The sequence below is a fragment of the Serratia sp. NA_112.1 genome (genome assembly GCF_052691715.1).
Window position 1 is genome coordinate 220,002 of sequence record NZ_JBQZFO010000006.1, and the last position, 14,024, is coordinate 234,025.

Sequence of the window (14,024 nt, forward strand, 5' to 3'; positions counted from 1 at the left end):
TTTCGGCTACAAATAAGCATTATTAATCACATATATTGCTGAAAAATGATGATAAACCCTTTCACATCTATAAAAAGAAAGCATGAAATTCGCCATTTTATGCCAGTTGGTAATGGCACAGGATGCCAACGCCGCAGAAAATATTTTTACGCCTTAAAATGCCTCGAGCCAGGGTAATGGATATGTTGGACTTTCCTGTCAATCTCTCGCAATAATGATGAAGGACACTGAAGCGGCATCCGGGCTGCGTCCCGGATCCTTTTCTAAAATTGAACTGGAGTGGCAATGGGTCAGGAAAAGCTCTACATCGAAAAAGAACTAAGCTGGTTATCCTTTAATGAACGCGTATTGCAGGAAGCCGCAGATAAGAGCAATCCCCTGATTGAGCGCATGCGTTTTCTGGGCATTTACTCCAATAACCTTGACGAGTTCTATAAGGTCCGCTTTGCCGATCTCAAACGACGCATTCTGATCAGCGAAGAACAAGGCTCTGGCGGCGCATCACGCCATCTGCTGAAAAAGATCCAGGCCAAGGTATTAAAAACCGATCAAGAATTCGACAGCCTGTATAACGATTTGCTGCTGGAAATGGCGCGTAATCAGATCTTCCTGATCAACGAACGTCAGGTGTCGGAGAACCAGCAAATCTGGCTGCGACAATACTTCAAGCAGCATCTGCGCCAGCACATCACACCCATCCTGATCAATCACGAAACCAACCTGGTGCAGTTCCTGAAGGACGATTACACCTATCTGGCGGTGGAGATTATCCGTGGAGTTCATATCGAGTACGCGCTGCTGGAGATCCCGTCCGATAAGGTACCGCGCTTCGTCAACCTGCCGCCGGAAGCCCCGCGCCGTCGCAAACCAATGATCCTGCTGGACAACATTCTGCGCTACTGCCTGGACGATATTTTCAAGGGCTTCTTCGACTACGACGCGCTCAATGCCTATTCGATGAAAATGACTCGCGACGCGGAATACGATCTGGTCACCGAGATGGAATCGAGCCTGCTGGAACTGATGTCCTCCAGCCTGAAGCAGCGCTTGACCGCCGAACCGGTGCGTTTTGTTTATCAGCGTGACATGCCGAATGAAATGGTGGAATTGCTGCGCGGTAAGCTGGGTATCTCCAACTACGACTCGGTGATCGCCGGTGGCCGCTATCATAACTTTAAAGACTTTATCAGCTTCCCGAACGTCGGCAAGGCCAATCTGGTCAACAAGCCGCTGCCGCGCCTGCGCCATACCTGGTTCGAAAAGTTCCGCAACGGTTTTGACGCCATCCGCGAACAGGACGTGCTGCTTTACTACCCGTACCACACCTTTGAACACGTGCTGGAACTGGTGCGTCAGGCGTCGTTTGACCCCAGCGTGCTGGCGATAAAAATCAATATTTACCGCGTGGCGAAAGACTCGCGCATTATCGAATCGATGATCCACGCCGCCCACAACGGCAAGAAAGTCACGGTAGTGGTAGAGCTGCAGGCACGTTTTGATGAAGAGGCCAACATCCACTGGGCCAAGCGCCTGACAGAAGCCGGCGTGCACGTAATCTTCTCTGCTCCGGGCCTGAAAATCCACGCCAAACTGTTCCTGATCTCACGCCGTGAAGGCGGCGAGATTGTGCGCTATGCTCATATCGGTACCGGCAACTTTAACGAGAAAACCGCGCGTATTTATACCGACTATTCATTGCTAACCGCCGACTCACGCATCACCAACGAAGTGCGTCGGGTGTTTAACTTTATCGAAAACCCGTACCGGCCGGTTACCTTCGACAATCTGATGGTGTCGCCGCAGAACTCGCGTCTGAAGCTGTATGAGTTGATCGACCGGGAAATTGCCAATGCCGAGGCCGGGCTTCCCGCCGGCATTATGCTGAAAATCAACAATCTGGTGGATAAAGGGCTAGTAGATAGGTTATATACCGCATCCGGCGCCGGTGTAAAAATCCGCCTGTTGGTGCGAGGGATGTGTTCTTTGATTCCCAACCTGCCGGGGATCAGTGACAATATTCAAGTAATCAGCATCGTCGACCGCTATCTGGAACACGACCGGGTTTACGTTTTCGAAAACAAAGGTGACAAACTGGTTTATCTGTCCTCTGCCGACTGGATGACCCGTAACATAGATTACCGCATCGAAGTCGCGGTCTCGCTGCTTGATCCAACGCTGAAACAACGGGTTCTGGATATTCTGGAAATCCTGTTCAGCGACACGGTCAAGGCACGTTACCTCGATAAAGAACTGAGTAACCAGTACGTACCGCGCGGCAACCGCCGTAAAGTCCGTTCTCAGGTTGCCATTTACGAGTATTTAAAAGCTCTGGAACAACCAGGACAGTAGGCCAGCAACTATGCCGCTAAAAAGCACTGCAACAAACAAACCGCAGGAAATTGCTGCCATCGACCTCGGGTCGAACAGCTTCCATATGGTGATTGCCCGCGTCGTTAACGGCGCTTTACAGGTATTGGGCCGTTTAAAACAACGGGTCCACCTCGCCGATGGATTGGACAGCAACAATGTGCTCAGTGAAGAGGCAATAGAACGTGGACTGGCCTGCCTGGCGCTGTTTGCCGAACGGCTGCAGGGCTTCCCGGCGGATAACGTCACCATCGTCGGTACTCACACCCTGCGTCAGGCCGTTAACGCGGAAGTGTTTCTCAAACGTGCAGCCAAAGTGATCCCCTACCCGATTGAAATCATCGCCGGGCAGGAAGAAGCGCGTCTGATCTTCATGGGCGTGGAACACACCCAGCCGGAAAAAGGCCGTAAGCTGGTGATCGATATCGGTGGAGGTTCCACTGAGCTGGTGATCGGTGAAGACTTTGAGCCGCTGCTGGCGGAAAGCCGCCGCATGGGCTGCGTCAGCTTTGCTCAGCAGTTTTTCCCAGGCGGTGAAATCAGCAAAAACAATTTCAAACGTGCGCGCCTAGCAGCGGCACAGAAGCTGGAAACCCTGGCCTGGCAGTATCGTATTCAGGGCTGGCAATACGCATTGGGTGCCTCCGGCACCATCAAGGCCGCGCACGAAGTGCTGGTGGAGATGGGCGAAAAAGATGGCCTGATCACCCTGGAACGCCTGGAAATGCTGGCAGAACAGGTATTGCAGTTTAAAAGCTTCAGTTCGCTCAGCCTGCCGGGGCTGTCGGAAGACCGTCAGTCGGTGTTTGTACCGGGTCTGGCCATCTTGTGCGGCGTGTTCGACGCACTGGCAATCCGCGATCTGCGCCTTTCCGACGGTGCACTACGCGAAGGCGTGCTGTACGAGATGGAGGGCCGTTTCCGCCATCAGGATATCCGCAGCCGTACCGCCAAAAGTCTGGCCGATCACTACAATATCGATCGTGAGCAGGCCAAGCGGGTGCTGGAAACCACCGAACTGCTGTACGCCCAGTGGATGGCGCAAAACACCAAGCTGGCAAATCCGCAGTTGGAAGCGCTGTTGAAATGGGCCGCCATGCTGCATGAGGTGGGCTTGAGCATCAATCACAGCGGCATGCATCGCCATTCGGCCTATATTCTGCAAAACACCAACCTGCCTGGCTTTAATCAGGAGCAGCAGTTGCTGCTGGCAGCGCTGGTACGTTTCCACCGCAAGGGGATCAAGCTGGAAGAACTGCCGCGGCTGAACCTGTTCAAGAAAAAGCATTACCTGCCGCTGATCCAACTGCTGCGTTTGAGCACCCTGCTCAACAACCAGCGTCAGTCGACCACCACCCCCGAGACGCTGCGCCTGAGTACCGACGATAATCACTGGACGCTGCGTTTCCCGGCCGGTTATCTGGCGTTAAACAACCTGGTGCAACTGGATCTCGAACGTGAACAGGCCTACTGGAATGACGTCGTCGGCTGGAAGCTGATTTGCGAAGAAGAAGATACCCAAAACGAGCAACGCTCTGCCTGAGTCTGTCGCCCCCTGCCTGTCGGGGGGCAACACTCAACGCGGTGTCGGTAACAGCGTCAGCAAAGGCTGTGGCTTGCCGATGAAGTAGCCCTGCATATAGTCCACGCCAACCCCTTTCAGCGCGACCAACTGCTCCATGCTTTCCACATATTCCGCCACTATCGTCAGCCGCTTCATGCGCGCAACCTTGCAGATAGACGTAATCACCTGGAAATCCACCGGATTGGTCAGCATGTCACGCACGAAACTGCCGTCGATTTTCAACATGTCGACCGGCAACATCTTCAGCCGGTCATAGCTGGCATAGCCGGTCCCGAAATCATCCAGCGCAATACGACACCCCATCTCACGCAGTGCCTTCAAGTTGGTCCCGGCGTAGGCCGTATCCTGCAACAGGTGCGATTCAGTAACTTCCAGCGTTAGTTGGTATGGCTCTATCTGGTACTGCTCCAGCAGGCTGTTAACATCGTGGCGTAACATCGGCCGACACAGCGAAGAAGGTGACAGATTAACCGCAAAGCGCGCGCTGGGCAGTTCGACGCGGTGCTGATCCATAAATTTCAGCGTATTGCGCAATACCCACAGATCCAGCCGATAGGCTAGGCCGAATTCATGTGCCACCGGCAGGAAATCATTAGGCGATATGATCTCTCCGCACGCGTCGCGCATGCGCAGCAGAATTTCATGATATCGGTCACCACGCAGGCCCACGATCGGCTGCGCCATTAGAATGAACCCATCGTTATCCAGCGAATGCTGTACGCCATGAAGTAGCGCAACCTTGCGCTTGATCTCCTCCTGCACCCCTTGGCCACCGTTTTGCACACTCTCCGGTTTGCCGCTGGTCAATGATACTTCAGCCAACGAGCTAAGTTCCCCCAGCAAAACGTAGAGATGTTCGAAATCGGCATCCACGCTGCAGTAGCCTAATCCCAACGGGGGATGGAGTGGCAAGCCATTCCATACAAGACGGAATTTCTCCAGCACGCGGTAAATCTGCAAAACCTTTTCTTCACTGTCTTCGCCATCCACCCGCAGCAACAGATCATAACCCGGCAGATGATAAACGCCCTCGCCGGGTGCCAGTACCTGATGCAGCAGTGCCGCCAATTGCTGTTTGAAACGGATACGCAATTGCATACCGTAGTTGCGGCTCAGCAAATCCAGCTCGCTAACGCGCAGGAAACACAGCGTTGAAGGTAATGACTGAGTCAGATCGCGCTTGAGGGCCCGCAGGTTAGCCAAGCCAATCACCGGATCCTGCAGCGCAGCGCTTTGCGCTCTGGCATGACTTAATCGCTGGCGGGTATTGAGCGCCGACATCAAGTAGATGCACAGGGTAAACACTACCATCATCGAAGAGATGACCGCCAGGTTATGCAATAAATTGTCGCGTTGCGCATAACCGGGATAATGGAAAAACAGCACCAGCAGCGTAGAAGACCAGATAATACAGTTAAATTGATAGCCAAAGCGCATCGCACCATACAGCATCACCGGCAGCAATAAGATCAGGCCATAGCCCCCCAGCAACAGGGGATTGGCGTATTTAGCGTAGTAGGACAGCAAGGCCACCATGCTGATCAGCACCAGCAACCACAGAGACAACTCTTTTTTATCGGCAGTGGGTGCCATTTCACGGCCAAAACGTCGCCACAGCGTCAGTGCGAACCTGGGCTTGTTCAACAGACGCAACATAAAGTAGAACAGCGGCATAGCGGACAGGCAGCCCAGCAGCAACGCCTGAAAATTGACCAAAGCCAACAAATAGTCACTATCGCCAGGCATCATCCCCAGTTCGTCAGGCACTTGTGCCAGACCGACCATCAGTTTCAGACCTAAAACAAACAGCAACGCCGGCAGTACCACCAACCAGATCAACCTCGCTTTGACCAAGGTCGGTACGCCGGGAGCCGCACACCAACGACGCTGAGTCTGGTTGCGATACCCCAACCAGCACAGGATCAGGCAAAACAGGTACAGCAAGGTGACCAATATGCCGATCTCCAGCCCCAGTCGGCTCGCGTATCGAAACATGATGGCCAGGGTAATGCCCGGCAGTGCCCGCCAGTCGTAAACCATCAACAACGCAATGCAGGCGGCCAGTGGCAGATAAAGCAGGTAGACTTTAGCCTCGGGCAGCATAATGCGCGGTGACAACCAACCGGCGAACGGAATCAACAACAAGCTCCAGATGAGGGGATAACCCCACCAGCGCTCGCGTAAATGCTTCCAGAATATTGGCTTAACCATAAAAATAACGAGTCCATCAGAGCGCAATTCCATTCGCGCGTTCAGGTAATAAGGTAGGTTCCTTTACGTACCTCTATCCATTCATGAGGCAAAGTGAAAGTAACATATGCGACAGTAGAATGGGGTGGGATTTTATACGCCAGGGCCAGCAAGGGTTTGACTGCGATCAATCAAGAAGGAAAAGTTAGGTAAAAATGTGTAAGCCTATTTTTGGTATTATCTTAAGTCTATGATCTAACAAATAAACTAAAACTCTTACTAAACATAAGTGAAATATCGACGGTACCAACTGGAAATAAATGGACAATATTTGTCATCGATAGCTAAAATTCCGTTTACAATTTATCGGCTTTCACCGCCGTTGAATGATACAGGAAACCGGCATGCCGGGTGAGATATGCGTAAAAAAACCACCGGACAGATGACAAAAATAGTGCTGTTTGTCAGCTTTATCATTTTGGTTGGCCGTCTGCTGTATGCAGCGGTGGTCGCAGTGCCCCATCATCAGGAAAAAAAGCTAGCCCCTTATCAAACGACCACCGAAACAGGCGGCGAAAACCAGGGCACTTCTCCCTGACTTCAAAGACCCAAGCTGCTCTGCAGAGCTTGCGAATAGTTAAGCAGCCTGCCGATGTTTTGGCATGCCAGGCCCCTTACTTATTCCTCAGCTTCTGCTGCCATTTCATAAAAATGACGTCTGCATTCACTAAGCTCTCTGTTGTTCAGAGCTTGTCTGCAAGGACCCCTGAGTGCCAGTAAGGAATATCATGTCAGCCGCAACGCATAATGTTAAAAAAGTCGCTGAGCACCGCCAGCGCATTCTTTCTCTGCTGTTAAATAACAAAGATCTGGTCGACGGCATTCTCGGCCGACCGGGGGACGAAAACGCCCTTAGCAAAAGCGAACTGCTCAACCAGACCGCCGAAATTACCGGTCTGTTGGACGATATGCATGCCGCCGATTTGGCTGACTTGCTCGAAGCGCTGCCGCAGGACGAACGTCTGGCGTTGTGGCGGCTGGTGGGTAACGCCAAGCGCGGCCAGGCACTGGTAGAAGTCGCCGAACCGGTGTGGGACAGCCTGATCGAAGAAATGAGCGATAAAGACCTGCTCAAAGCGATCAAAACGCTGGACGTTGATGAACAGGCCTATCTGGCGCAATACCTGCCGCGTAACCTGATGGGCCGCCTGCTGACCTCGATGGAGCCGGAGCAGCGCGCTCAGGTACGCGAGATGATCCACTACGGCAAAGACACCGTCGGCTGGATGATGGATTTTGAACTGGTCACGGTGCGCCCGGACGTCACCCTCGGTGCGGTGCATCGCTTCCTGCGCCTGCGCAAAACCATACCGGCGGCCACCGATAAACTCTTTGTCACCGATCGTAAAAATACCCTGCTCGGTGAGTTGCCGCTCACTGCGGTGCTGCTCAATGACCCGGAAACTCTGGTACAGGCGGTGATGGACAGCGATCCCACCCGTTTTCTGCCGGAAGAGAAAGCCGAGGCTGCGGCCAGTGCGTTCGAACGTTATGACCTGATCAGCGCCCCGGTGGTCGATGCCAAAGGCAAGCTGATGGGGCGTTTAACCATTGAAGAAATCGTCGACGTGGTCAACGAGGAAAGTGACAGCAACCTGCGCCGCATGGGGGGCTTAAGCCCGGAAGAAGACGTGTTTGCCCCGGTCAGCAAAGCGGTGAAAACCCGCTGGGCCTGGCTGGCTATCAACCTGTGTACCGCATTTATCGCTTCACGCGTAATCGGCCTGTTTGAACACACTATTTCGCAACTGGTGGCGCTGGCGGCATTGATGCCGATCGTCGCCGGTATCGGCGGCAACACCGGTAACCAGACCATCACCATGATCGTCCGCGCGTTGGCACTGCATCAAATCGAAGTCGGCAATATCTCCCGCCTGATGTTCAGGGAGCTGGGGGTCGCCATCATCAACGGCGTGGTCTGGGGCGGTATCATGGGCATAGTCACCTGGTTGTTGTATGGCGACTGGGCGATGGGCGGAGTAATGACGCTGGCGATGATCCTCAACCTGCTGGTTGCCGCACTGATGGGGGTGGTGATCCCGATGGCCATGCTAAAAATGGGACGAGATCCGGCGGTCGGTTCCAGCGTCCTGATTACCGCGCTGACCGACACCGGCGGCTTCTTTATCTTCCTCGGTCTGGCCACCCTCTTCCTGCTCTAACCTCCGATGGCCGGCGGTTACGTCGGCTTATTCGCCAATTCCCTTCATCCCGCATAACTCTCCTGCCTTTCGGGCCGTGGCATCATTGGCCACATGCTCCCGATCACGTTTTTTTTGCTTATCCTGTCTGAGGTTAGTGGTATAACTAACAGGTCAAAGTTAATCGTTTGAACAATACCTCGATACGGAAATCAGCACGCGCGTTAATTTCCACCACCATCTTTAAACGTGATTGCTCAGGGATAATGGCTATGAAAAACGAGTGGTTTGCCGCCAGAGAGCTTACCGGCATTGCAGGACTGCCCTCCTCGCCACAGGGAATCAATTTGATGGCCCGCCGTGAAGGCTGGATCAGTCGCCGTCGAAAAGGCGTGCAGGGAAAAGCGGTGGAATACCACATCAACAGCCTGCCGATCGGCGCGCGCAGCCTGTTGGTACTGCAAGAGGCTCCCGCTGAATATCAGGTTGAACGCCAGGATCCGCTGGCGGTTTGGGTGGAGTATTATTATCACCTGAGCGAAAGCGAACGTGAGAAAGTACTCACCTTCCTGATGCGCGAAGGGATCGACAGCCTGCTGGCGCTTATTGCCACCGAAGAATAACGCGGCTACCCGTCGATGTCCGTTGACGGTGCCCAATCCTGGTTATGCCACAGATGCAGCGTGGCGTAGGAGCGCCAGGGCCGCCAGCGTTCGGCATAGTTTTCAATCTGGCGTGGCGTCATCCCAGGAAAGCGCTGTTTGATCAGATAATCCCCTGTCAGAAACACGTCCGGCCATGACCAGGCCCGCATCGCGATATAACTGGCGGTCCAACTGCCAATCCCCGGCAACGCGGTGAGAGCCTTGATCCCTTGCTCAATATCCAGCACGTTTTCCAACTGTAGCCGCCCTTCGGTGACCGCCCGTGCGATGGTGATAATCGCCGCTGCCCGCTTCAGTTGCACTCCCAGTGGGCGTAACTCTTCGGGTTGCAGTTGTGCGATTTGCTCGGCATTGGGAAACATATGAGTTATACCGGCGTAAGGCTGTTCCAGCGGCGTTCCCCAGCGTTCAGCCATGCGACCGGCAAAGGTCGCCGCCATCTTGACGCTGACCAACTGCCCAAGCACCGCCCGGGTCGCCTGTTCAAAGCTGTTGACGCAGCCGGGCAAGCGCAAGCCCGGCGCATCGGCGGCAAGTCGCCCCAGGGCCAGAATGATCAGATCCGGTGCCGCGTCGAGATCAAACAGTTGGCGGATGCGACGCAGCACTTCCGTGGTCACCCGGCTGAGGGCCGGGGCAATCTCCACCCGAACCCGATTATGGCTCTCCTCCGGCTGCACGCTGACCCAGCCGTGATAATCAATACCGCCCTGGGTGATGGCGATCGCCCGCAGATACTGTTGCCCTTCCACCTTTTCTACCCCGCTTACCGCACGAGTTTGTAAAAAGCTCAACATTCGCGGCCAGTCATAGGGCGGCCGGTAACCCAGATGAAACACCAACCCGCTGGCAACGGTGCGTTCATTGCGGCCGCTGCTGCGCAGCGCCGAGGGGATCAGCCGGTAGCGTGCCTTGAACAACTCGTTAAAGCGTCGCAGGCTGCCGAAACCGGCGGCAAACGCTACCTCGCTCAGCGGCATATCGGTATCCGCCAGCAGCCGCTTGGCCTGTAACAGCCGGTGCGACTGGGCGTAATCAATCGGCGACGCACCAAACTGATCGGCAAAGATACGCCGCAGATGGCGGTCGGAAATGCCCAAGCGTGCGGCCAGTTGCTCGCAGCTGTGCTCCGACAGATAACCCTGTTCAATCAATTGCACCGCCACCTGGGCATAGCGGTTGCCCAGATCAATCAACGCCAGCCCCGGCGCCAACTCCGGCCGACACTTAAGACAGGGGCGAAACCCTGCCAGCTCCGCCGCCGCAGCGCTCGGGTAAAAGGTACAGTTCTCTATTTTTGGCGTGCGGGCACTGCACACCGGGCGGCAATAAATCCCGGTTGAAGAAACACCGACAAAGAAGCGGCCGTCGAATTTGCGATCGCGCGCACTCAGTGCCTGATACAGCGCCTGTTGCTGGTTTTTCATGGCTAGGCTCGGGGTCAGTTTTTTGTTCATTATGCGACTCGGCTGGTGCGCTGACGTGCGGGATTCGGACATTAAGTTAAGCATGCACTCTCGTTCGCCGCTATACCCAAAATAATTCGAGTTGCATCGCGGCGGCAACTGAGCGCATCCCCGGGAGCGTACAAAGAGTACGTGACCGGGTAAGCGCAGGAAGCCAACAAAGATGCAGCTTGAAGTATGAAGGGCATAAATTTTTCGTCAGTTGGGCGCTCACACGTTGCCCGAGGGGCAAGTCTCGGGTAAAGTCGCCCCCCTTCATCGGCATGGGGAGTGAGAAAAGACATGTTTATTGGATTCGATTACGGAACGGCCAACTGTTCCGTTGCAGTGATGCGTGATAACGGCCCCGAGCTGCTGACGTTGGAAAACAACGAACCCTATCTGCCGTCGATGCTGTGCGCACCGACGCGTGAAGCCGTGAGCGAGTGTTTGCACCGTCACTGGCAAGTCCCCACTGGCAGCGAAGAGAACCAGCAACTGCTGCGCCGGGCAATCAACTACAACCGTGAAGAAGATATCCCGGTCGCCAGCAACAGCGTGCTGTTCGGCCTGCAAGCGCTGGCACACTACGTTGAAGATCCGGAAGAAGTGTATTTTGTTCGCTCACCGAAATCTTTCCTCGGTGCCAACGGCCTGAAGCCACAGCAGATCGCGCTGTTTGAAGATCTGGTGTGTGCCATGATGTTCCACATCAAGCGCCAGGCGGAAAACGTCCTGCAGGACAGCATCAGTCAAGCGGTCATCGGTCGCCCGATCAACTTCCAGGGCATGGGCGGTGAAGATGCCAACCAGCAGGCGCAGGGCATTTTGCAACGCGCTGCCGAACGTGCCGGGTTCAAAGACATTCAATTCCAGTTCGAGCCGGTCGCGGCAGGGCTGGACTTCGAAGCCACCCTGACCGAAGAGAAAACCGTGCTGGTGGTAGACATCGGTGGCGGTACCACCGACTGCTCGGTGCTGCTGATGGGGCCGCAATGGCGTGACCGCGCCGATCGCCAGCAAAGCCTGCTGGGACACAGCGGTTGCCGCGTGGGCGGTAACGACCTGGATATCATGCTGGCATTCAAACAGCTGATGCCGCTGTTCGGCATGGGCGGCGAAACCGGCAAGGGCATCGCCCTGCCTGCGTTGCCTTACTGGAACGCAGTTGCCACCAACGACGTGCCGGCGCAGAACGACTTTTACAGCGTCGCCAACGGCCGCATGCTGCACGATCTGATCCGCGATGCTGCCGAACCGGAAAAGGTCAAACGCCTGCTAAAAGTCCACCAGCAACGTCTGAGCTACCGTTTGGTGCGTGCGGCGGAAGAGAGCAAAATCGCCCTGTCCGCGCAGCAAAACATCAGCGCCCCGCTGGCTTTCGTCCAGACTGATTTGGCGGAAACCATCAGCCAGGATCAACTTGCCGAAGCTATTTCGCAGCCGCTACTGCGCATCCAGGAACAGGTCAGCGCCGCGCTGGCCAGCAGCCAGACCGCGCCACAGGTGATTTATCTCACCGGCGGCAGCGCGCGCTCACCGTTGCTGCGCGCCGCGCTGCAACAGCAGTTGCCGGGTATTCCTATCGTCGGTGGCAACGACTTTGGCTCAGTCACCGCCGGGCTGGCACGCTGGGCGCAAACGCTGTTCCGTTAATGCTCAGAAGGCGCGGCTTGCCGCGCCTTAGGTTGCTGACAAAGCAGGAAAAAGCGTGGTTTTTCCTGCTTTGTGATGAGCAGCCGAAAATCAATAAATTGATTTTCCTGATTTTTATTTATCGGCCTCTACTCGCTCTGGGTAGGGATGAGGTTTGTCATCAGTCTGAGGCGCGGCTTGCCGCGCCTTAGTTCACTGGAGCCAGTCGATGTGTGACATATTTTCCCTTGAAAGCGACCGGTTGCTATTGCGCGCCTGGCGTGACGAAGATCTACCGGCATTTGCCGCCCTCAATGCCGATCCCCAGGTAATGCGTTATTTCCCTGCTCCGTTGACAGCCGAACAAAGCTACGCGCAAGCTGACAAAATTCGTCAGTTTATGCAGCAAAACGGCTGGGGTTTGTGGGCGGTGGAAGAAAAAGACGGCGCGCCTTTTATCGGCTTCGTTGGGCTGGCGATCCCGGCGGAAGATCTGCCCTGCTCCCCCTGCGTGGAAATTAGCTGGCGGCTAGCGGCGGCGCACTGGGGAAAAGGCTACGCCACTGAGGCCGCCCGTAGCGCACTCTGCCACGCTTTCGAGCAGTTGGATTTGGCTGAAGTGGTATCTTTTACCGCCGAGACCAACCAGCCATCGCGCCGGGTTATGGAACGTATTGGCATGACGTCCCGTGACGAAAATTTCCTACATCCACGGCTGCCGCTGGGCCATCCGCTGCAAAAACATGTCCTGTATCGGCTGGCACAACAAACCTGGCGGGATAAATTCCACGGCTAACCCCGCCAGCCGCTGTGGGTAAGATTACCAGGCGCTGGCCTGGTTCAGAGTACTGATATCCTCGGCATCCAACCGCAGACAGGTGGCGCTAACCAACTCATCCAACTGCTTTAGTGAAGTGGCGCTGACGATTGGCGCAGTGATGCTGGGCCGCGCTATCAGCCAGGCCAATGAAACCTGCGCGGGGGAAGTCTGGTGCTTCGCTGCAACGCTATCCAACGCCGTCAGAATTTTTAAACCGCGCGGATTGAGATACTGCCCGATCACCCTGTCGCCACGCTGGCTCTTGCCGATATCTTGCTCACTGCGATATTTGCCGGTCAGGAAACCGCTGGCCAGCGAGAAGAAGTTAATTACCCCCAGTCCATGACGCTGCGCCACCGCTTCCAGCCCCTGCTCATAGCCTTCTCGCGCATACAGGTTATATTCCGGCTGCAGAGCTTCGTAACGCGCCAGCCCTTCTCGTTCGCTGACGTTCAGTGCCTCTTCCAGACGGTCGGCCTGATAGTTGGAAGCGCCTATCGCCCGCACCTTGCCGGCCTTGATCAGCGCATCAAACGCCGCCAGGGTTTCCACCAGCGGCGTATCCCGGTCGTCGTCGTGCGATTGATAAAGGTCGATATAGTCGGTCTGCAAACGGCGCAGTGAATCCTCCACCGCCTGCTGGATATAGCGCGGCGACAGCCCTTGTTTGCCTTCGCCCATCGGCTTGCCCACCTTGGTGGCAATGATAACCCGATCGCGCTTGCCGGTTTTTTTCAGCCATTGTCCAATGGTGGTCTCCGACTCTCCGCCCTGATTGCCCGGTGCCCAACTCGAGTACACATCGGCGGTATCGATGAAATTGAGCTGGTGCTCCACCAGCGCATCCAGCAGGCTGAATGAGGTTTCGCGATCGGCAGTCCAGCCAAACACGTTACCGCCGAAGGTCAATACCGGTACTTTTATGCCCGAACGGCCCAGCTCTCTGTTGTTCATAGCATTCTCCAAGGAATTAATGATTCGCAGGGTAATTATTAACACCAAACGTATTGGCTATAAGCCGAACCCATTCACTTATAAACATAGTCAATTTGTATCCTATAGCTTTCAAATTGCAGCATTTGTGCTAGCCCGAAGGGTGAGCCTCAGGGATGAGGC

Annotated in this window: 10 protein-coding genes; 7 read left to right on the forward strand and 3 right to left on the reverse strand. The window is 55.1% G+C overall.

Annotated elements, in window-relative coordinates; translation table 11 throughout:
* Nucleotides 1–285 precede the first annotated feature (285 nt).
* Both ppk1 and ppx read left to right on the forward strand, forming a co-directional pair.
* Entirely contained in the window at nt 286–2,349 is a 2,064-nt protein-coding gene (ppk1, locus tag ACUTQ5_RS14615) for a polyphosphate kinase 1 (protein ID WP_445651843.1), read from the forward strand.
* Nucleotides 2,350–2,359: 10 nt separating this feature from the next.
* Complete coding sequence (gene ppx / locus ACUTQ5_RS14620; protein ID WP_153859435.1) at nt 2,360–3,910, forward strand: exopolyphosphatase; 1,551 nt, start codon at nt 2,360–2,362, stop codon at nt 3,908–3,910.
* Between the two features lie 33 nt (nt 3,911–3,943).
* Here the strand turns inward: ppx and ACUTQ5_RS14625 are convergent, their stop codons facing one another.
* Nucleotides 3,944–6,163 carry an EAL domain-containing protein gene (locus tag ACUTQ5_RS14625; protein WP_445651844.1) on the reverse strand — a complete coding sequence of 740 codons (2,220 nt, stop codon included), beginning with the start codon at nt 6,161–6,163 and terminating at the stop codon, nt 3,944–3,946.
* 397 nt (nt 6,164–6,560) lie between these two features.
* On the opposite strand from ACUTQ5_RS14625, the gene ACUTQ5_RS14630 reads away from it, so the two are divergent.
* The 3 genes from ACUTQ5_RS14630 to ACUTQ5_RS14640 all read left to right on the forward strand — a co-directional run bounded on the left by ACUTQ5_RS14630 (nt 6,561) and on the right by ACUTQ5_RS14640 (nt 8,966).
* A complete protein-coding gene (locus ACUTQ5_RS14630; protein WP_445651845.1) occupies nt 6,561–6,740 on the forward strand; it encodes a YfgG family protein in 180 nt (59 codons plus the stop codon).
* A gap of 190 nt (nt 6,741–6,930) precedes the next feature.
* Nucleotides 6,931–8,364 (forward strand): magnesium transporter, encoded by a 1,434-nt coding sequence (gene mgtE / locus ACUTQ5_RS14635; RefSeq protein WP_445651846.1) that lies wholly within the window; start codon nt 6,931–6,933, stop codon nt 8,362–8,364.
* Between the two features lie 251 nt (nt 8,365–8,615).
* A complete protein-coding gene (locus tag ACUTQ5_RS14640) occupies nt 8,616–8,966 on the forward strand; it encodes a DNA-binding protein (protein ID WP_261108343.1) in 351 nt (116 codons plus the stop codon).
* Between the two features lie 5 nt (nt 8,967–8,971).
* Here the strand turns inward: ACUTQ5_RS14640 and alkA are convergent, their stop codons facing one another.
* Nucleotides 8,972–10,465: a DNA-3-methyladenine glycosylase 2 gene (alkA, locus tag ACUTQ5_RS14645; RefSeq protein WP_445651847.1), complete on the reverse strand. Its 1,494-nt coding sequence runs from the start codon at nt 10,463–10,465 to the stop codon at nt 8,972–8,974.
* 291 nt (nt 10,466–10,756) lie between these two features.
* Here alkA and yegD point away from each other — a divergent pair, with 291 nt between their 5' ends.
* On the forward strand, nt 10,757–12,109 hold the full coding sequence (yegD, locus tag ACUTQ5_RS14650; RefSeq protein WP_445651848.1) for a molecular chaperone: 1,353 nt from the start codon (nt 10,757–10,759) through the stop codon (nt 12,107–12,109).
* Nucleotides 12,110–12,317: 208 nt separating this feature from the next.
* Nucleotides 12,318–12,884 (forward strand): GNAT family N-acetyltransferase, encoded by a 567-nt coding sequence (locus ACUTQ5_RS14655; RefSeq protein WP_445651849.1) that lies wholly within the window; start codon nt 12,318–12,320, stop codon nt 12,882–12,884.
* A 24-nt stretch (nt 12,885–12,908) separates the two neighbouring features.
* On the opposite strand, the gene ACUTQ5_RS14660 is transcribed toward ACUTQ5_RS14655, so the two are convergent.
* A complete protein-coding gene (locus ACUTQ5_RS14660; protein WP_445651850.1) occupies nt 12,909–13,862 on the reverse strand; it encodes an aldo/keto reductase in 954 nt (317 codons plus the stop codon).
* Nucleotides 13,863–14,024: the final 162 nt, after the last annotated feature.

Excerpts from the sequence above, each read along its gene's own strand:
- ACUTQ5_RS14640 (WP_261108343.1), top strand. The coding sequence starts at position 8,616 with ATGAAAAACGAGTGGTTTGCCGCCAGAGAGCTTACCGGCATTGCAGGA.
- yegD (WP_445651848.1), top strand. The coding sequence starts at position 10,757 with ATGTTTATTGGATTCGATTACGGAACGGCCAACTGTTCCGTTGCAGTG.
- alkA (WP_445651847.1), bottom strand. The coding sequence starts at position 10,465 with ATGAACAAAAAACTGACCCCGAGCCTAGCCATGAAAAACCAGCAACAG.
- mgtE (WP_445651846.1), top strand. The coding sequence starts at position 6,931 with ATGTCAGCCGCAACGCATAATGTTAAAAAAGTCGCTGAGCACCGCCAG.
- ACUTQ5_RS14625 (WP_445651844.1), bottom strand. The coding sequence starts at position 6,163 with ATGGTTAAGCCAATATTCTGGAAGCATTTACGCGAGCGCTGGTGGGGT.
- ACUTQ5_RS14660 (WP_445651850.1), bottom strand. The coding sequence starts at position 13,862 with ATGAACAACAGAGAGCTGGGCCGTTCGGGCATAAAAGTACCGGTATTG.
- ACUTQ5_RS14630 (WP_445651845.1), top strand. The coding sequence starts at position 6,561 with ATGCGTAAAAAAACCACCGGACAGATGACAAAAATAGTGCTGTTTGTC.
- ACUTQ5_RS14655 (WP_445651849.1), top strand. The coding sequence starts at position 12,318 with ATGTGTGACATATTTTCCCTTGAAAGCGACCGGTTGCTATTGCGCGCC.
- ppk1 (WP_445651843.1), top strand. The coding sequence starts at position 286 with ATGGGTCAGGAAAAGCTCTACATCGAAAAAGAACTAAGCTGGTTATCC.
- ppx (WP_153859435.1), top strand. The coding sequence starts at position 2,360 with ATGCCGCTAAAAAGCACTGCAACAAACAAACCGCAGGAAATTGCTGCC.